This window comes from Paraburkholderia fungorum, from assembly GCF_902833645.1.
Lineage (GTDB): Bacteria > Pseudomonadota > Gammaproteobacteria > Burkholderiales > Burkholderiaceae > Paraburkholderia > Paraburkholderia fungorum.
In genome coordinates, this window is sequence record NZ_CADFGE010000012.1 from 172587 (window position 1) to 189949 (window position 17363).

The window sequence follows — 17363 nt, forward strand, 5'->3', positions numbered from 1 at the left end:
AAAATGACCGCTTTCCGGTCATCACAGTGCGCCTGTCGCCGGGTGCGCCGCCCGCCATGCAACATTTCGCGTCCGACAACTATGCCGGCATCTGCCCCGAAGCGCTCGCCGCGCTGATCGCCGCCAACACTAGCGGCCACGAACCGGCGTATGGCGACGACTCGTGGACCAACCAGGTTTGCGATCGTCTGCGGGATCTGTTTCAGACCGACTGCGAAGTGTTTTTCGTGTTCAACGGCACGGCCGCCAATTCGTTGGCGCTGGCGTCGCTGTGCCAGTCGTACCACTCGGTGATCTGCCATGAACTCGCGCACATCGAAACCGATGAATGCGGCGGCCCCGAATTCTTCTCGGGCGGCTCCAAGCTGCTGACCGCGCCGGGCGTTAGCGGCAAGCTCACACCGGATGCGATCGAAGCGGTCGTCACGCGCCGCGCCGATATTCACTACCCGAAGCCGAAGGTCGTCACGCTGACCCAATCGACGGAAGTAGGCACGGTCTATACCGTCGAGGAGGTGCGCGCGATCGCGGCGATCGCCAAACGGCGTCATCTGAAAGTGCACATGGACGGCGCACGGTTCGCGAACGCGGTTGCCGCGCTCGACGTGCATCCGTCCGAGATCACGTGGCGCGCGGGCGTCGACGTGTTGTGCTTCGGCGGGACCAAGAACGGTTTGCCCGTCGGTGAGGCGGTGGTGTTCTTCGACCGCTCGCTCGCCGACGATTTTGCCTACCGTCTGAAGCAGGCCGGCCAACTCGCTTCGAAAATGCGCTTCATTTCCGCGCCGTGGCTCGGTCTGCTGGATAACGACGTCTGGCTGCGCAACGGGCGTCACGCGAATGCAATGGCGCAACTGTTGCAAACGCGGTTGCAGGAAATCCCCGGCGTGAGCATCATGTTCCCGACAGAATCGAACGCGGTCTTTGCGCAATTGCCCGCGCAGGCCGCCAAGGCAATGCGCGCACGCGGCTGGAAGTTCTACGAGTTCATTGGCGCGGGCGGTTGCCGGCTGATGTGCGCCTGGGACACGCAGCCGGAAACCGTCGAGCGTTTCGCGGCGGAAGTGCGCGAGTTGTGCGTGGCCTGACACCACGTTGCGTCCGCGCCGGAACAAGACAACAGACACAGAACATAAGAAACGACCCACTCGCCATGACCGATTATCAATTTTGTCCGCGTTGCGCCAAGCCTTTGATCGAGCGCGCCGATGCCGAACACGAAGGCGGCCGGATTCGCCAGAGCTGTCCCGATACGGAATGTGGCTACGTCCACTGGAATAATCCGTTGCCGGTGGTGGCCGCGATCGTCGAATACGAAGGCAAGATCCTGCTCGCGCGCAACGCCGCGTGGCCCGAAGGCATGTTCGCGCTGATCACCGGCTTTCTGGAAAACGGCGAGACGCCGGAACAAGGCATTGCCCGCGAAGTGCTGGAGGAAACCTCGCTGCACGCGGAGACGGTCGAGTTGATCGGCGTGTACGAATTCATCCGCAAGAATGAACTGATCATCGCGTATCACGTGAAGGCGTATGGCACGATCGCGCTGTCGCCGGAATTGCTCGAGTACCGGCTGATCGAACCGGCCAAACTGCGTCCGTGGCGTGCGGGCACCGGTCAGGCGCTCGGCGAATGGATGCGGCGGCGCGGCTTGCCGTTCGAGTTTGTGGAAAAGCCGGGGCAGTAAGCGATGAACAAACCCGCCCCCGCCGCGCGCAGCGCCTACCCGCATTTTCTGCCGATCACCACCCGCTGGATGGACAACGACGTCTACGGCCACGTCAACAACGTTGTCTACTACAGCTACTTCGATACGGTGGTGAACGAGTATCTGATCCGCGCCGGTGTGCTCGACTTCGAGCATGGCGCGACGATTGGACTCGTGGTCGAGACGCACTGCAATTACTTCTCACCGTTGGTGTTTCCGGAACGGGTCGAAGCAGGTCTGCGAGTGGTGCGGCTCGGCACGTCGAGCGCGCGCTACGAAGTGGGTCTCTTCAAGGAAGGCGAAGATCAACCCGCCGCTCAGGGCCATTTCGTGCACGTGTATGTGGATCGCGTGACGCGCCGTCCGGTGACGTTGCCCGCAGGTCTGCGCGCGGCGCTCGAACCGCTGAGCGTCGCTGTGCAGGCGGAATAGGCGCGTGCAGTCGTTCGTCATCAATCTGCTCAACGGTGTCAGTTACGGCCTGCTGCTGTTCATGTTGTCGGCAGGCTTGACGCTGATCTTCAGCATGCTCGGCGTGCTGAATTTCGCGCACGCGAGTTTCTATATGCTCGGCGCGTACGTCGGCTTTTCGGTGGCGGCGCACGCGGGTTTCTGGAGTGCGCTGGTGATCGCGCCGCTGATCGTCGGCGTAATCGGCGCGGCGCTGGAGCGCTGGCTGCTGCGCCGCGTGCGGGTGCATGGTCATCTTCCCGAGTTGCTGCTGACATTCGGCGCCGCGTATCTGCTCGGCGAACTGGTCAAGCTCGGCTGGGGTCTTAGTCCGCTTGGCGCGACCGTGCCGGCCGTGCTCGACGGGCCGCTGTTCACCGTCTACGGCGCGGCCTTCGCACGTTATCGCGCTTTCATGATGGCGGTATCGCTGGCGATGCTGGCGGTGCTCTATGCAGTGCTGCGCGTCTCGAAGGCGGGGTTGATCGTGCGTGCCGCGCTCACGCATGCGAGCGCGGTCGAGGCGCTCGGCCACAACGTGCCGCGCGTGTTCACCGGCGTGTTCGCGGCGGGCACCGCGCTCGCCGCACTGGCCGGCGTGATCGGCGCGCCGATCTTCGTCATCGAACCGGCGATGGCGGAGTCGCTCGGCTCGATCGTATTCGTGGTGGTGGTGATCGGAGGCCTCGGCTCGCTGAGCGGGGCGCTGGCGGCTTCGCTGATCGTCGGTTGTGTGCAGACTTTTGCGGTGGCGAGCGACGTGTCGCTGGGCGATCTCACCGCGGTATTCGGCGACGCATTGCCGCCCGCATGGGACACGCTCACGCTTGCGCAACTCGCGCCGCTGATTCCGTATCTGCTACTTGTCGCGATGCTGGCGCTGCGCCCGCGGGGACTGTTCGGCCGGCGTGACGATCATGCGTGAGCCGCTTGAACAGGTCGCCACACCGACGGCCTCAACTCACTCAGCGGCGCGTAGCTTCGCGCCATGGCTTGCGCTTGTCCTGTTCCTCGCCGTGCCGCCCTTTGTCTGGCCGCAAAGCTGGCTGCTCGCCTATCTGGCGCAGACCGCGACGATGATCGTGTTCGCACTGTCGTACAACTTGCTGCTTGGCGAAACCGGGCTATTGTCCTTTGGTCACGCCGCCTATTCCGGCCTCGGTGCGCTCATCGCGGCGCAGGTGTTCAACCGCGTTGGTGTGCCGCTGGTGCTGCTGCCGTTGATCGGTGGCCTCGGCGGCGCGCTGTGCGGCATCGTGTTCGGTTTCGTGTCGACGCGGCGTGCCGGGACGGCTTTCGCGATGATCACGCTCGGTATCGGCGAACTCGTCGCCGCGGCGGCGTGGACGCTGCCTGACTGGTTCGGCGGTGAGGCCGGTGTGCCGATCGATCGCACGAGCGGGCCGATGCTCGCAAGCTGGAACTTCGGCCCGGCGCGCGAAGCGTATGCGCTGATCGCGCTGTGGTGTGTGCTGGCGAGCGTGGCGATGTTCGCACTGTCGCGCACGCCGTTCATGCGCCTCGCCAACGCCGTGCGCGACAACCCGGCGCGCGCCGCGGCGATCGGCTGCTATCCGCGCCGCATCCGCTATGGCGTGGCGGTGATGTCGGCGTTCTTCGCGGGTATTGCCGGCACCCTGGGGCTGATCAACGTCGAACTGGTGTCGACGGAAAGTGTCGGCATGATGCGCTCCGGCGCCGTGCTGATCGCGACGGTGATCGGCGGCACGGGGGCATTCTTCGGGCCGGTCGCGGGGGCGATAATCCTGACCTTTTTCAGCGTCGCGGTGGCGAGTGCCACACGGGCGTGGCTGTTTTATCTGGGGCTGTTCTTCATCGCTGTCGTGGTGAGCTCGCCGGATGGCATAGCGGGCTTCGTGCAACGGCATTCGGCTCGCGTCGCTGCCTACGGCTGGCGCGCGTGCGGTAAGGCCTATCTGTGGGGCGCGGCGTCAGCGGTGCTGTGGACGCTGGCCGTCGTGCTTGCGGTGCAATGGGCGTACGCCGTGCAATTCGGCGCGGACGACGGCACGTCTTTCAGCGTTGCCGGCGTACCGCTGGAGACGGGCTCGCCGCACCTGTGGCTCGGCGTCGTGGTGTTCATGCTGGCCGCGCCGGGGGCACTCGCCGCGCGCTACGCGATTCGCGCCCAGGCACGCCTTGCTGTTCGCACCGTTGTCACACCGATCGCCGGAGGCGCGCGATGATCCCGGCCCTCGCGGTCTATGGCATCGAAAAGCGCTTTGGCGGCACGCGGATTCTGCGCGGCGTCGATCTGGCGATCGAGCCCGGCGAGCGCCACGCCTTGATCGGCCCGAACGGCGCGGGAAAGTCGACGCTGTTCAATCTGATCGCCGGGGGCGCGCGGCCGAACGCCGGACGCATCGATCTGTTCGGCGCGGAAATCACGCGTCTCGCGCCGGCCGCGATCATGCGCCGGGGCCTTGCACGCAGCTTCCAGACCACCAGCGTGTTCGCTCGCCTCAGCGTATTCGACAACCTGCGCTGTGCGGCCATGCTGGCCGAACGCGACCGTACGCGCTGGTGGCAGCGTTTCAGCGGCTCACGTACGGTCGACGCGCGCGCCGAGCAGGTGCTCGAAGCAGTCGGTTTGAGCGCACGGCGACATAGCCTCGCCGGCACACTGAGCTATGCCGAGCAGCGTGCACTCGACCTCGGCCTCGCGCTCGCCGGCGGCGCGCACACCTTGCTGCTCGATGAGCCTACCGCCGGCATGAACCGCGCCGAGGCGGCGCGCGCCATCGAACTGATTCGCTCGACCACCGCGGGGCGCACGCTTCTGATGGTCGAGCACGACATGGACGCCGTGTTCGCGATCGCCGACCGCATTTCCGTGCTGGTGCAAGGCCGCATCATCGCGACCGGCACGCCGGCGGCGATTCGCGCGGATGCGGCCGTGCGCGCGGCTTATCTTGGCGACGGTTTCCCCGCATGAGCGCCTTGCTCGACATCCGCCAGCTTGACGCCTGGTATGGCGCGAGCCAGGCCCTGCATGGCGTCACATTGCAGATCGAACCGGGCGAAGTCGTCGCGCTGGTCGGGCGCAACGGCTCCGGGCGTTCCACGCTGGCGCGCGCGATCATGGGGCTCGTGCGCAGCGAGGGCGAGTTGCGTTTTGCCGGTCATACGCTCGGCGGCTTGCGCACCTTCGAGATCGCCCGCCTGGGATTGGGTTACGTACCCGAGCATCGCGACGTCTTCCCGGCGCTGAGCGTCCATGAGAATTTGCAACTCGGTGTGGCACCGCGTGCACGCGAGCGCGTCTCACGCTTTACCTTTGACGACGCCTACGAACTGTTCCCCGTCCTGCGCGAAAGAAGGCGCACGCGCGCCGGCGCGTTATCGGGCGGCGAGCAGCAGATGCTGACACTCGCGCGGGCCTTGCTCGGCGACCCCGATCTGCTGGTGGTCGACGAACCCGGCGAGGGGCTGGCCGGTCAGGTGATGGGGCAGGTCGCGCAGTGTCTGCGGAGGTTGCGTGATCGAGGCGTGGCGATGCTGCTGATCGAACAGCGGCTGGTAATCGCGCAGGACATTGCCAGTCGGGTCGCGGTGATGGGGCACGGCGAAATTGTCTTCGATGACGCGCTCGCGTCGTTTGTGAGGCGGCCGGATGTGATGCAGGAATGGCTCGGCGTGGGTTAGCCGGGCGTACCGCATCGAGATTGCTATTCCGCTAGCGCATTTCTGAAGCATCGTTGTGCGTCACGTGCCCCGGTGCCCGTTCAACCGGCGAGCGTCGGAATCGCGGTTTATTGCAGCGCCGCATTAGAAATTGCGGCCGTTTTGTCGTCCTGAAGTACACCTCACGCGCCACGCAATGCGCGTGCACCTCACCGCGCGCCCAGATCGCTTCCAGAATGCCGTTTGAATCCCGTTTTCGCGTGGGCTGCTCAAGCCCGACGCGTGGGGCTCTTCGGCGATTCGGTGGAGCGATTCAAACGCTTGATCGTTTGGTGAGCGTCCTCCAGAAATCTTGTCGGCAGCGCGCCGACAAATCAAGACAATCAGGTTAAAGGCGCGCAACGGCGGCACGGTGTTTAAAGCCGGCGTATGTGCGACGAACCATGCCGTGCCGGATACGCGAAAGACGCGAAACACGCGCCGCGGCTCAAGGAGGAGACATCATGAAAAGAACAGGCGCATTGGGCGAACAATCGGCTGATGGCGTGCAGGCGCGGGCTTCGTTGCGGCCGCAGCGCACGATGCTGCCGCTTCGAATGGCGCGTGCACCGCTTCGAGAAACATGGCGTACGCGTGCCGGGGCTGGCGCCGCGCTGGTGACAGCCGCCCTGCTGATGTCCGCGTGCGCCGACGCGAGTTCCACGACCGCCGACGCGGCATCCACGCCAGCGACGCAAACGAGCGCGAACGCGAGCGTCGTGAGCAACAACGATAGTCCGCTTACCGCAAAATCGCAGCCGGACGTGGGACTTGTCGCCGACGCCGCGGGTGCCTCCAACGGCGCCGTCGCAAGCACTGCTCAACCCGCTTCCGCATCGCGTCCCACGCTCGAGGTTGTCAAAGCGAAACAACTGGCCGACGAGCAGCGTGTCGCTGAGCGCGTACCGTCTGCGAGCGGCATGACAGAGAAGCGCAGCCGTCCGTTGACGTTGCGCGATTCCGGTATCGACGGTTCGTTGATGTTTGCGCGCGATGTCGACTTTCGCGTGACCGGCGACATCGGCTTCATGATTCACGACATGGCGGCGACGCTGACCCCGGCGCGCGCCGGCCAGCCGATCGTGTTCGACGACCCGACCAGCGTGACGATCAATGTTCACCGTGGCGATGTCACGCTCGACAGCGTCAAGCTCACTGCGATTTTCAACCTTTACCTGTTCCAGTACCAGGGTTCGCCGCTGCGCAATATGCGCGTCGTGCCGCAAGATGGAGGGACGTTACGCATCACGGGGGAAATGCATCGCGACACGTGGGTGCCGATCGTGCTGACTGGATCGCTGTCGATGCGCAACGCCGACGAACTCGTGTTCCATGCCGACCACGTCGAGGTGGCCGGGGTCGGTGCCGACAGGCTGATGCAGGCCGCGCACGTGAAGATGGCCGACCTGCTTAAAGTGGACACGCCGATCGCGCGTCTTGCTGGTGACGACGTCGTGATGCAGGTGGCCAAACTGACGCCGCCACCCGCATTGCGCATGACGATCACGCGGATCGACACCAGTGCCGCGGGCGTGCGCTTCACGCTCGACGACCATACGGTGCAGAAAATCGATTGGCCCGCGACGATGCCGCCGCGCGGCCTGCTGGTGCAGGGCGGTGACGTGAAGTTCATGCGTTCGATGCCGATGAACATCGACATGGCGTTGACTCCGCTCGATACCAACGCGCCGTTCGTGCTCGATCTGTACCACTACCGCGACCAGATGGCGGCCGGCTACTTTACTTTCGACGAAGCGGGCGCTCTGGATGTGCATCTGCCGTCGTATCCGACGCTAGCCAGCGCGGCGAAAGACGCGCCGATGCAGATGGGCAGTGCGGGCGCGCGTTATAACGACAGCTTCATTCGTGCGCAACAGGCGTCGCTCGCACAGGCGCGTCTCGTTTGGCAACACGTGCCGCAGACCATGCGGACCGCGGCGGTTGCACATGCGATTCCGGTCGGCACACGGGCGGCGTTTTCGGGGCGGAGCATGTCGACACCGGGTTCTGCGATCGTCGACGAGCGGCATTCGGCGGGACCGTCGCCGTTGATTCACGTCGAGAATGTCGACTTCTACGTATCGGGTCGAATTGGTTTTCATGTGCGTTCGCTGGATGCGCAGATGGTGCCGAAGAAGCCGGGTCAACCGGTCGATCTCGACGACCCGGATCAGTACGACATTCGCATCATTGGGGGCGAGGTGGTGGAGCCATGGCCCGCGATGGCGGCGTTGTTCAACGATTACCTGCTCGACTATGAGCCGCGTTCGCTGAACGATTTGCAGTTGAAGCCGGTGGACGGCAAGTTGGAGGTGACAGGCGGGATCAAGTTGTGGAATCACTTTCCTGGTGTGTGGCTGCCCACGACGATGAGCGGCACGATTGTGGCGAAAGATGAGCGGCATCTTGTCTATGAGCCCACATCCGTGAAGGTGCTGGGTGTGCCGCAGGCGGGGTTGTTGCGGGCGTTGGATATTCCGTTGGCGTCGTTGACGCCTTTTACGCGCAAGGGTGTGGCGTTGAAGGGTAACGAACTGGTGTTCGATCAGTACACCGTGTTTCCGCCGCCGGTTCTGCAGGGGCGGCTGGCTAGCGCGACGGTGACTGATGAGGGGTTGGTGTTGAAGTTCAAACGGGATAGTTCGGTTGTGGCTGCGAGGCCGCCTGCTGGCGCGGCGAAGAGCTTTGTGTGGATCGAGTCTGGGGATGTGAAGATGTTTAATTCGTTGGTCACGAATGCCCGGACTTTTATTCGGGATAGTTCTAATCCTGGGGCGATGAAGTTTGATCTTTATGGGTATCGGAGGGATGTTTCTAAAGGGACGGTCAGGATGGGGGTGGATGGAGGGTTGGAGGTTGACCTGGCTGCCAGGAAATGACAGAGAGGGGTTGGGGTGACTGGCGGTGCCTTGCTGTGTTGTTTTGTCTGTTCTGGGGTTGGTCTGTTGGCCTTTCCTTGGTTTCTTAGTGGTCTATTAGCGTTCCCCCTGTGCGGGGGGGCACCTACTTTTCTTTGCCTGCCGCAAAGAAAAGTAGGCAAAAGAAAGCGGCTCACACCGCTAGCTCATAAGCGGGTCCCCTGGCTTGGAGGGGGTAGTGGTGCATCTGGAATCTGTCGCCTCGCACACTTCGCCTCAGTGACAAGGCAGTCATACCTCCGGCGACGCTACGCGCGCCGACACCAGGTTCAAAAACCATCAGTTATGCAAAGCGCCGGCCAGGTTTCCCTGGCAGACCCATCCGCGACGCACGCAGTGCGGAGTGGGAGCTGATGAGCGCCTTGTCGCTAACGCGGAGTGTGCGGGGGCACGGATTCCAGATGCACCACTACCGCGGCTGTGCGGGGGACCCGCTTAAAAATTAGCGGTGTGAGCCGCTTTCTTTTGCCTACTTTTCTTTGCGGCAGGCAAAGAAAAGTAGGTGCCGCCCCGCACAGGGGCAACGCTAATAGACCACTAACAAATCAAGGAAAGGCCAAAAAAAACCAGATCAACAACAAAACCGCCGAGCAAGCAAAAAAACCTCAACCATCCTTATTAATAATCCACTCATGCGCCGGATCATTACGAAAATGCCAAACCCTCTGCCCCCCGGCCATAACATTCAGATAGTAAGACTCATACCCATAAGGAACAACAACCGGATGATACCCACGCGGCACCATCACGACATCGTGATTCTCAACCGCCATCGATTCATCGATATCCCGCATATCGGTATAAACACGCTGAAAAGCAAACCCTTGCGGCGGATCGAGCCGATGATAGTAAGTCTCTTCGAGCGAACTCTCATGAGGCACATTGTCGGTATCGTGCTTATGCGGCGGATAGCTTGAAGCATGCCCCCCAGGCGTGCGAACCTCGACCACCAGCAAAGACTCCGCAAGCTCAGTCTGCGGAAGAATATCGCATACGTATCGCGTATTCAGCCCCTTACCACGCGTGGAACGCTTCATCGCAGACGGCTCGATCAACCTCGCCGGATACTCACCCTTAGCAGGCGCGCTAGCCACGCCTACCTCCGCATCGCGACACGCCCGAACCGTCGCCCGCACGCCAGGCGGCAAATACACCGCATACGGCGCAGCATCCTCGAACACACTATCGCGCGAACCCAGCGAACTCCATGTGGCGTCAGCCGTTTCAATATCCACCGCGCCGGTGAGCACCACAATGCAAACCTCTCGCGACGGCTCGAACACGTGGACAACTTCACTCGCGCCCAGCCGGTAAGCGGCAAACCCCACATACCGCCAACACGCCGACTCAGGCGTCACCCGCACGATCGTCTGGCCCTCGCGCTGCGCCTTCACCAATAAACTCATGCTGCCTCCTGCGTCGCACCGCCCGCGTCGAGCGGTGCATCGACCAATGCTCGCAGCGCTTTGAAACCCCGCTGCGCATACTCGTACGATGGCGCCACCACCGGATCCTGTTCCGCTTCAACCACCAGCCAGCCGCAATAACCGTGCCGCTTCAACCGGTCGATAAGCGCCGGAAAGTTCACCGCGCCATCGCCGGGAACCGTGAATGCACCGTTAATCACCGCGTCGAGAAAACTCCAGTTGCGATTGCGCGCGAGCTTCATGACCGCCGGTCGAACGTCCTTGCAGTGCACATGACATACGCGGTCAATGTACCTGTCGAGTACCGCGAGCGGATCGCCGCCGGCAAACGTGATGTGCCCCGCGTCGAACAGCAGGCCGACGGCGTCGCTCGTACGCGTCATCAGTTGATCGACGTCAGCCGGCGTCTCGACATACGCGCCCATGTGATGATGGTACGCCAGCCGCACGCCGCGGCTCAGCGTATAGCGCGCGAATTCGTCGACGCGCGCCGCATACGCGGCCCACTGCGCGTCGCTGAAAAAACGCGGACGTTGATACAGCGGTTGCGGTGCCCCCTGAATCGAATCGGCCACTTCACCATAGACCATCACGGTCGCGCCGTTCTGCGCCAGCAACTCGAGATGCGGTCCGACCGCGGCGATTTCCTCTTCCACGCTGCGTCGCGCGAGTCGGCCGGAATACCAGCCGGACACCAGGGCCAGATCGTATTGGGCAAGCAGCGCCTTCAATGCCTGCGGCTCGCGCGGAAACTTGTTGCCGAGCTCGAAGCCCTGATAGCCGATCTGGCGGCCCTCGGTCAGCGCGACCTCAAGCGGTGTTTCGCCACCAAGCGATGGCAGATCGTCGTTCATCCACGACAAGGGATTGATGCCGATACGTACGTCGAAAGCAGTCATGCGAGCATCCTCATTCGTTGTCGATATGGCGTGGGCGGTCGCCCGGATCCGTCGGCGCGGCGCGCGCGGCGAGTTGCGCATCGTATTGCGAACGCGCGGCCCGCACCGCGTCGCGTGCCGATACCTCGGGTACGGCGACTTCCCACCACCAGCCGCCCTCGTCAGTGGTGCGGCCCGGATTGGTGTCGATGCTGATCACGTAGGTGCGGTCGGCGGCGCGCGCCCGTTGCAGCGCGCTTTCGAGTTCGCCGATGTTCGCAACGTGCTCGGCGTGCGCGCCCAACGCGCGTGCATGCGCGGCGAAGTCGATCTTCGGTGCGCCGAGCGGACCCTGCACGCAGTCGTCGAGCAGGTTGTTGAACGGCGCCCCACCGCAGGCTTGCTGCAAGCGGTTGATGCAACCGTAGCCGCGATTGTCCAGCACCACCACGATCAACTTCGCGCCGATCATCACCGACGTCGCGATCTCGCTGTTCATCATCAGATAGCTGCCGTCGCCGAGGATCACGATCACCTCGCGCGCCGGCCGCGCGAGCTTCACGCCGAGCCCACCGGCGATCTCGTAGCCCATGCACGAGTAGCCGTATTCGACGTGATACGCGCCAGGTTTGCCCGCGCGCCATAGCTTATGCAACTCAGCCGGCAAGGTGCCCGCCGCGCAAACCACGATATCGTCCTGTGCGGAACGCGCGCTGGAACGCTGCACGGCGCCGATCACGTCGCCTTCATAAGGCAGCACGGTGTCGCGTTGCGGCGCATGCGTGAGCGTGCTCACGGTATCGCGCCAGCTCGCCGCGAGTTTGTGCGCGCGGGCGGTCCATGAGCGGTCCGCGTGCCAGCCTTGCAGGGGTTCGGCGAGCGCATCGAGGGCAAGACGTGCGTCGGCTTCGACCGCCAGCGCGCGATGCTTGATGCCGTCGAACGGATTGGCGTTAATGCCGATCACGTCGGCCTGCGTGAACAAGGTATTTGAACCGGTGGTGAAGTCCTGCAGGCGCGTACCGATGGCAAGCACGCAGTCGGCGTCGTGGGCGAGCGCGTTGGCGGCAGGCGAGCCGGTCACGCCCAACGCGCCTGCGTTCAACGGGTCGTTCCACGCGAGCGAACCCTTGCCGGCCTGCGTTTCCGCGACCGGAATACCGTGCGCGGCGGCGAAGCGGTGCAGGGCATCGGTCGCGTGGCCATACAGCACGCCGCCGCCGGCAACGATCAGCGGACGCCTGGCGCGGCGCAGACGGGCAACCGCCGCGTCGATATCTTCGGCACGCGGGGCAGGGGAGTGAAAGGTGACAACGCGTGGCGCGAAGAAGTCGGCCGGGAAATCCCACGCCTGCGCCTGCACGTCCTGTGGCAACGCGAGCGTGACAGGGCCGCACAACGCAGCGTCGGTCAGCACACGCAAGGCGCGCGGCAATGCATTGAGCAACTGTGCCGGGTGCACGATTCGGTCGAAGTAGCGCGACACCGGTTTGAATGCATCGTTAGCAGAAACGCCGCCGTCGTGGAAATCTTCAACCTGCTGCAACACGGGATCGGGCGCGCGCGAGATGAACACGTCGCCGGGTAACAGGAGCACGGGCAGACGGTTCACATGAGCGAGCGCGGCGGCAGTAATCAGATTCGTCGCGCCGGGGCCGATCGACGTCGTAACGGCCATCATGCGGCGGCGGAAATGCGCCTTCGCATAGGCGATCGCGCTGTGCGCCATCGCCTGTTCGTTGTGTGCGCGCAGCGTGGGTAACGCTTCGCGGTGCTGATACAAAGCCTCGCCGATGCCGGCCACATTGCCATGCCCGAAGATCGCGAACACACCGCCAAAAAGCGGCTCGGTGCTGGCGCCGTCTTCGGTCGCAACCTGTTGTGCGGCGAGGTAGCGAACCAGCGCCTGGGCGGTCGTCAAGCGGACGGTACCGCCTGACGGCACATGTGCCTGGGTGGCGTCGTTAGCGGACGCCGCGTCATGGTGCAATACACGCTGATTCATGCCGCCTGCTCCTGATGTGCGTGGCTCGCCATGGTGGATTGCGCGTTTGCCGCTCCGCGCGTCGCACGCCACGACGCGATCAGCGTTTCGAACGTGCGGCGCACCCTTGCGATCAGTTCATCGTCGTCGATCTCACCGGCGAGCCACGCGTGGCTCGGCTCGTGAAAGATCGTGCGGCCGACGGTAAAGCCGCGGCATGTCGCCGATTGCGCGGCTGCGCGAAAGCCTTCGTTCAATTGCTCGACACCCGCCGACAAACCGAGCAGCACCACGCCCCGGCAGTACGGATCGCGCTCGGCGATCAGCGCGTCGACTGCTTGCCATTGTGCGGCGTCCATCGGTTCGAGCTTCCACCATTCCGGATAGATGCCAATGTTGTACAGCCGCTTCAACGCGCGATAGACGATGTCCGGCGCTTGCGGCAGATGCGCGTGCTTTGGCGGAATGACTTCAAGCAGCAATTCGTGGCCGCTCGCTTGCGTCGCGTCATAAAGCGCTCGCAGTTGGGCTTCCTGTTCGAGGCGTTGTTCGACCGGTTCGTCGGGATGGAATTGCACGAGGCATTTGACGATATGTTCCTGCGGCCACGCGACCAGCGTTGTACCGACCGAACGGCCGTGGTCGAACACGAGCGGCACGGAGCCCGGCAGTTCGACCGGCCGGCCGATCCACCAGCCGCGGCCGGTGGCGGCGTTCAACGCGTCCTGACCGTAGCGGTCGTCGCTCAACATGCCGATTCGGCCCTGCAGCCCCAAGGCGGCCTCCGTTTGCGCAACCGCTTCGACAAACAGGCTTTTCAGTTGCGCGATACGTGCTTCGTCTGCACCGGTCTGCTGCGCGAGTTCGAAGAACTGGTTGCGATGGTCGAACGCGAAACCGAGTACTTCGTCCCATTGTTTGCGGGCAGGGGAGACGCGGTGCAGGCGTGCGAGCGTTGCGTCGCGGTCGGGGCGGCGCATGCGTTGCGGATCGGCCTTGGCTTCGCGCAGGAAGTAATCGAGTTCGGCGGGTGTCGGCATCGCTGGCGCGCAGCCATGGCGCGAGACGACGAGCGCGCCGCTCGCATTGGCCGAGCGAGCGCATGCGTCGAGCGGCTGATCGCGTAACCATCCGGAGAGGAAGCCCGACGCGAAGGCGTCGCCCGCGCCAAGCACGTTCAGCACTTCCACTTCGACGCCGCCATGAACCGGCAGGTCATCGAGCTTTGCAGGCACTGTGCCATCGATGATCTGACAACCCATCGGCCCGCGCTTCAGAACCAATGTGGCCGGCGTGACGGCACGCACCATCGCGAGGGCTTCGACGAGTTCGGTCTTGCCGCCTGCGATACGGAATTCTTCCTCGGTGCCGATCACCAGGTCGAACAACGGCAGAATGCGTTGCAGATGCGCGGTCACGCCTTCGCTCGCGACGAAGCGGGTTTCGCCATCCGCCTTGCCCGTGAGGCCCCACAACACCGGGCGATAGTCGATATCGAGCACGGTGCGCACGTTATTGCGGCGTGCGTAATCCAGAGCGCGGCGGCTCGTGCGGTTCACCTGTTCTGTCGAAAAGTGCGTGCCGGTAATCAGCAGCGCTTTGGACGAAGCGATATACGCCTCGTCGAAATCCGCTTCATCCACGGCCATATCCGCGCAGTTCTCGCGATAGAAGATCAGTGGAAACGTATCGCGATCCTTCAAACCGAGCAGCACGAGCGCGGTCAAACGCTCCTGATCGACGCGGACATGACTGACATCGCAGCCTTCCTTCGTCAGGGTTTCGGTCAGAAAACGGCCCATATGATCGTTGCCGACGCGCGCCAGCATCGCCGCCGCAAGCCCAAGCCGCGCGCAACCGAAAGCGATATTCGCCGATGACCCGCCGAGATACTTCGCGAAGCTCGACACGTCTTCGAGCCGCGCGCCGACCTGCTGCGCGTACAGATCGACGGCAAGACGGCCGAGACAGATGATGTCGCGGCTGCGGTCCGGCGCGAAGCGGCTGTCCGCCGCCGCTGCTGCGGACGTGGACGCCATGCCGTTCGTGTTGCCAGTCCCGCTGGATGTGCTGGAATGATCCATGAATATTCCTGAATAGCTGAGCGCGGGCGTGAGACGCGGCAAGCGCCGGAAACCCGCGCGAATCGATCAGATCGTCGCGCCGTCGAGTTCGCCGATCATCTTCTGCATTTCGGCGCCGCCGGCCATCATGTCGAGCACTTCGTCCTTGCTGATGGTTTCCTTCGTGAACGTGCCGAGCGATTTGCCGCGATTGAGCAGCGTGAATGAATCGCCGATCGGATACGCGTGATGCACGTTGTGCGTGATGAAGATCACCGAAATGCCTTTCGCGCGCGCCGTGTGTATCAGTTTCAGCACGTTGAAGCTCTGCTTCACGCCGAGCGCGGCGGTTGGTTCGTCGAGAATCAGCACGCGCGCGCCGAAATGAATCGCACGCGCGATCGCCAGGCATTGCTTCTCGCCGCCGGACATCGTGCCGATGGGTTGATGCGGGTCGCGCACGTTGATGCCCATTTCGGCGAGCTTGTCGCGTGCGGTGGTTGCGCTGGTTTCGAGGTCCATCACGTTGATGAAACCGAACAGTTTCTTTTGCGGCTCGCGGCCCATGAAGAAGTTGCGCGCGACCGAGAGCAGGGGCACCAGGGCCAGATCCTGATAGACGGTGGCGATGCCGAGGTCGAGTGCGTCTTTCGGCGACTCGAACAGCACGGGTTTGCCGTCGACCAGATAGTCGCCTGAAGAAGGTTTATGCACGCCGGCCAGCGTTTTGATCAATGTCGATTTGCCCGCGCCGTTGTCGCCGAGCAGGCAGTGCACTTCACCGCGCTTCAGGCGCAAGGTTACGCCGCTCAGCGCGATGACCTGGCCGAAGTACTTGCTGACGTTTTCGAGTGCGAGGATCACGTCGCCCTGTGGTTCAGCCGGGGTGTTCACGGTATTCGTATCGGACATGGTGGTCTCCTCGTTACGACTGCGCGACGCGGCGGCGCACGTAGTGATTGAACAGCACGGCGATCAGCAGCATCACGCCGAGGAACACGCGGAACCAGTCGGAGTCGACATTCGTGTAGGTGATGCCGATCTGCACGACGCCGAAGATCAGCGCGCCGAAGCAGGCGCCGATCACCGAGCCGTAACCGCCGGTCAGCAGCGTGCCGCCGATCACCGCGGCGATGATGGCTTCGAATTCGGCTTGCAGGCCACGGTCGGCTGCGGCGGAGCCGATATCGCACACTTGCAGCACGGCGAACAGGCACGCGCAGAATGCGGTCAGCACGAACAGCGAGATCTTCACGCGCCGCACCGGCACGCCGACGTTCTTGGCGGCGTTGGCGTCGCCGCCGACCGCGAAAATCCAGTTGCCGAAGCGAGTCTTGGCGAGGGTGAACGCGCACACCGCAGCGAGCGCGAACCACCACAGCAGTACTTTCGGAATGCCCGGCACGAGCGGATTGCCGTTGTCGAGCAGCTTGACGACGCCGATGTGGCCGAGCCAGACGAACAGACCCTTGAACGCGACGCCCTGGAACAAGGTATGGGCGAGCCAGTCGTGAGCGGCGACGTCGCCTACGCCGGAGATGATCGTGCGGTCGGCGAACATGACCGACAGCGCCAGTGTGAGGCCGCGCAGAATGAACAGAAACGCCAGCGTTACGATGAACGACGGCAGCCGCGTGCGCATCACCAGATAGCCGTTGAGCGCGCCGAGCAGCATCGACCCGGCGAACGCAAACAGGATCGACAACGCAATCGGCCAATGGAAATACATGGTGGGCAGCGCCACCATCATGCCGGAGAAGCCGATCATCGAACCGATCGACAGGTCGAATTCGCCGGCTATCATCAGCAGGCATGCGCCGACCGCGATCAGGCCTAAATACGCGGCCACTTGCGACCAGTTCATCACGCCGTCGAGATTGAACATGCCAGAGTTGCCGGCCGCTATGCCAAACACGAGGAACACCATCACGGTGCCGGCGAGCGCCGCGAATTCAGGACGGTTCAGCAGATGCCGGAACCACGATTCCTGACGAACACGCTCATCGGCCGCCGCGGGGGCTGCGCCGGACGTCGACCCGGGTGTGGTGCCGGTGCCGGTAGGGGGCTGCTTGCGGGGATGAGGATGGAAGGGGTTGGCTACGCCCATTGAAGCTCTCCTTGATGCGCCTGGGGATGGCTGTCGCTAGCGGCCCGAATCGAACCGCTGTGACCCCTGGCGCGGAATGCACGTAAAGCGCACGTAAATCCTAACGAACGCGGACGTGGGGCGGCCTGGCCGGTTGCGGCCGGCCGC

Annotated in this window: 14 protein-coding genes; 8 read left to right on the forward strand and 6 right to left on the reverse strand. The window is 63.6% G+C overall.

All coding sequences use genetic code 11. The annotated features are described in order from the left end of the window. Positions 1-56: 56 nt before the first annotated feature. The 8 genes from HWX91_RS30645 (at position 57) to HWX91_RS30680 (ending at position 8718) form a co-directional block, all read left to right on the forward strand. A complete protein-coding gene (locus HWX91_RS30645; protein WP_028199127.1) occupies positions 57-1088 on the forward strand; it encodes a threonine aldolase family protein in 1032 nt (343 codons plus the stop codon). A 65-nt stretch (positions 1089-1153) separates the two neighbouring features. After that, the gene (locus tag HWX91_RS30650; protein WP_028199126.1) at positions 1154-1684 is read left to right on the forward strand and encodes an NUDIX domain-containing protein; all 531 of its coding nucleotides are present in this window, start codon (positions 1154-1156) and stop codon (positions 1682-1684) included. Between the two features lie 3 nt (positions 1685-1687). Continuing rightward, positions 1688-2137 (forward strand): acyl-CoA thioesterase, encoded by a 450-nt coding sequence (locus HWX91_RS30655; RefSeq protein WP_028199125.1) that lies wholly within the window; start codon positions 1688-1690, stop codon positions 2135-2137. A gap of 4 nt (positions 2138-2141) precedes the next feature. After that, complete coding sequence (locus tag HWX91_RS30660) at positions 2142-3080, forward strand: branched-chain amino acid ABC transporter permease (protein ID WP_028199124.1); 939 nt, start codon at positions 2142-2144, stop codon at positions 3078-3080. Continuing rightward, positions 3073-4362, forward strand: coding sequence for a branched-chain amino acid ABC transporter permease (locus HWX91_RS30665; RefSeq protein ID WP_028199123.1), 1290 nt, complete (start codon positions 3073-3075; stop codon positions 4360-4362). The genes HWX91_RS30660 and HWX91_RS30665 overlap by 8 nt, the downstream gene beginning before the upstream one ends. After that, positions 4359-5111, forward strand: coding sequence for an ABC transporter ATP-binding protein (locus HWX91_RS30670; protein WP_028199122.1), 753 nt, complete (start codon positions 4359-4361; stop codon positions 5109-5111). Before HWX91_RS30665 ends, HWX91_RS30670 begins: the two co-directional genes overlap by 4 nt. Next, a complete protein-coding gene (locus HWX91_RS30675; protein WP_028199121.1) occupies positions 5108-5821 on the forward strand; it encodes an ABC transporter ATP-binding protein in 714 nt (237 codons plus the stop codon). Before HWX91_RS30670 ends, HWX91_RS30675 begins: the two co-directional genes overlap by 4 nt. Positions 5822-6303: 482 nt before the next feature. Next, positions 6304-8718: a hypothetical protein gene (locus HWX91_RS30680; protein ID WP_375792421.1), complete on the forward strand. Its 2415-nt coding sequence runs from the start codon at positions 6304-6306 to the stop codon at positions 8716-8718. A 644-nt stretch (positions 8719-9362) separates the two neighbouring features. Here HWX91_RS30680 and iolB read toward each other — a convergent pair. From iolB to HWX91_RS30710, 6 genes are all read right to left on the reverse strand, one after another. Further along, complete coding sequence (gene iolB, locus HWX91_RS30685; RefSeq protein ID WP_028199119.1) at positions 9363-10163, reverse strand: 5-deoxy-glucuronate isomerase; 801 nt, start codon at positions 10161-10163, stop codon at positions 9363-9365. Next, positions 10160-11083, reverse strand: coding sequence for a myo-inosose-2 dehydratase (gene iolE / locus HWX91_RS30690; protein ID WP_028199118.1), 924 nt, complete (start codon positions 11081-11083; stop codon positions 10160-10162). The genes iolB and iolE overlap by 4 nt, the downstream gene beginning before the upstream one ends. Before the next feature lie 10 nt (positions 11084-11093). Then, positions 11094-13067, reverse strand: a complete 1974-nt coding sequence (iolD, locus tag HWX91_RS30695) for a 3D-(3,5/4)-trihydroxycyclohexane-1,2-dione acylhydrolase (decyclizing) (protein ID WP_042276401.1) — start codon at positions 13065-13067, stop codon at positions 11094-11096. Next, on the reverse strand, positions 13064-15130 hold the full coding sequence (locus HWX91_RS30700; RefSeq protein ID WP_028199117.1) for a bifunctional 5-dehydro-2-deoxygluconokinase/5-dehydro-2-deoxyphosphogluconate aldolase: 2067 nt from the start codon (positions 15128-15130) through the stop codon (positions 13064-13066). The genes iolD and HWX91_RS30700 overlap by 4 nt, the downstream gene beginning before the upstream one ends. Before the next feature lie 66 nt (positions 15131-15196). After that, on the reverse strand, positions 15197-16021 hold the full coding sequence (locus HWX91_RS30705; RefSeq protein ID WP_028199116.1) for an ATP-binding cassette domain-containing protein: 825 nt from the start codon (positions 16019-16021) through the stop codon (positions 15197-15199). A gap of 13 nt (positions 16022-16034) precedes the next feature. Beyond that, a complete protein-coding gene (locus tag HWX91_RS30710; protein WP_028199115.1) occupies positions 16035-17216 on the reverse strand; it encodes an ABC transporter permease in 1182 nt (393 codons plus the stop codon). Positions 17217-17363: the final 147 nt, after the last annotated feature.

Coding starts and splice junctions, on each gene's coding strand:
- HWX91_RS30700 (WP_028199117.1), bottom strand. CDS start 15,130: ATGGATCATTCCAGCACATCCAGCGGGACTGGCAACACGAACGGCATG.
- HWX91_RS30645 (WP_028199127.1), top strand. CDS start 57: ATGCAACATTTCGCGTCCGACAACTATGCCGGCATCTGCCCCGAAGCG.
- iolE (WP_028199118.1), bottom strand. CDS start 11,083: ATGACTGCTTTCGACGTACGTATCGGCATCAATCCCTTGTCGTGGATG.
- iolD (WP_042276401.1), bottom strand. CDS start 13,067: ATGAATCAGCGTGTATTGCACCATGACGCGGCGTCCGCTAACGACGCC.
- HWX91_RS30655 (WP_028199125.1), top strand. CDS start 1,688: ATGAACAAACCCGCCCCCGCCGCGCGCAGCGCCTACCCGCATTTTCTG.
- HWX91_RS30665 (WP_028199123.1), top strand. CDS start 3,073: ATGCGTGAGCCGCTTGAACAGGTCGCCACACCGACGGCCTCAACTCAC.
- HWX91_RS30675 (WP_028199121.1), top strand. CDS start 5,108: ATGAGCGCCTTGCTCGACATCCGCCAGCTTGACGCCTGGTATGGCGCG.
- HWX91_RS30705 (WP_028199116.1), bottom strand. CDS start 16,021: ATGTCCGATACGAATACCGTGAACACCCCGGCTGAACCACAGGGCGAC.
- HWX91_RS30710 (WP_028199115.1), bottom strand. CDS start 17,216: ATGGGCGTAGCCAACCCCTTCCATCCTCATCCCCGCAAGCAGCCCCCT.
- iolB (WP_028199119.1), bottom strand. CDS start 10,163: ATGAGTTTATTGGTGAAGGCGCAGCGCGAGGGCCAGACGATCGTGCGG.
- HWX91_RS30650 (WP_028199126.1), top strand. CDS start 1,154: ATGACCGATTATCAATTTTGTCCGCGTTGCGCCAAGCCTTTGATCGAG.
- HWX91_RS30680 (WP_375792421.1), top strand. CDS start 6,304: ATGAAAAGAACAGGCGCATTGGGCGAACAATCGGCTGATGGCGTGCAG.
- HWX91_RS30670 (WP_028199122.1), top strand. CDS start 4,359: ATGATCCCGGCCCTCGCGGTCTATGGCATCGAAAAGCGCTTTGGCGGC.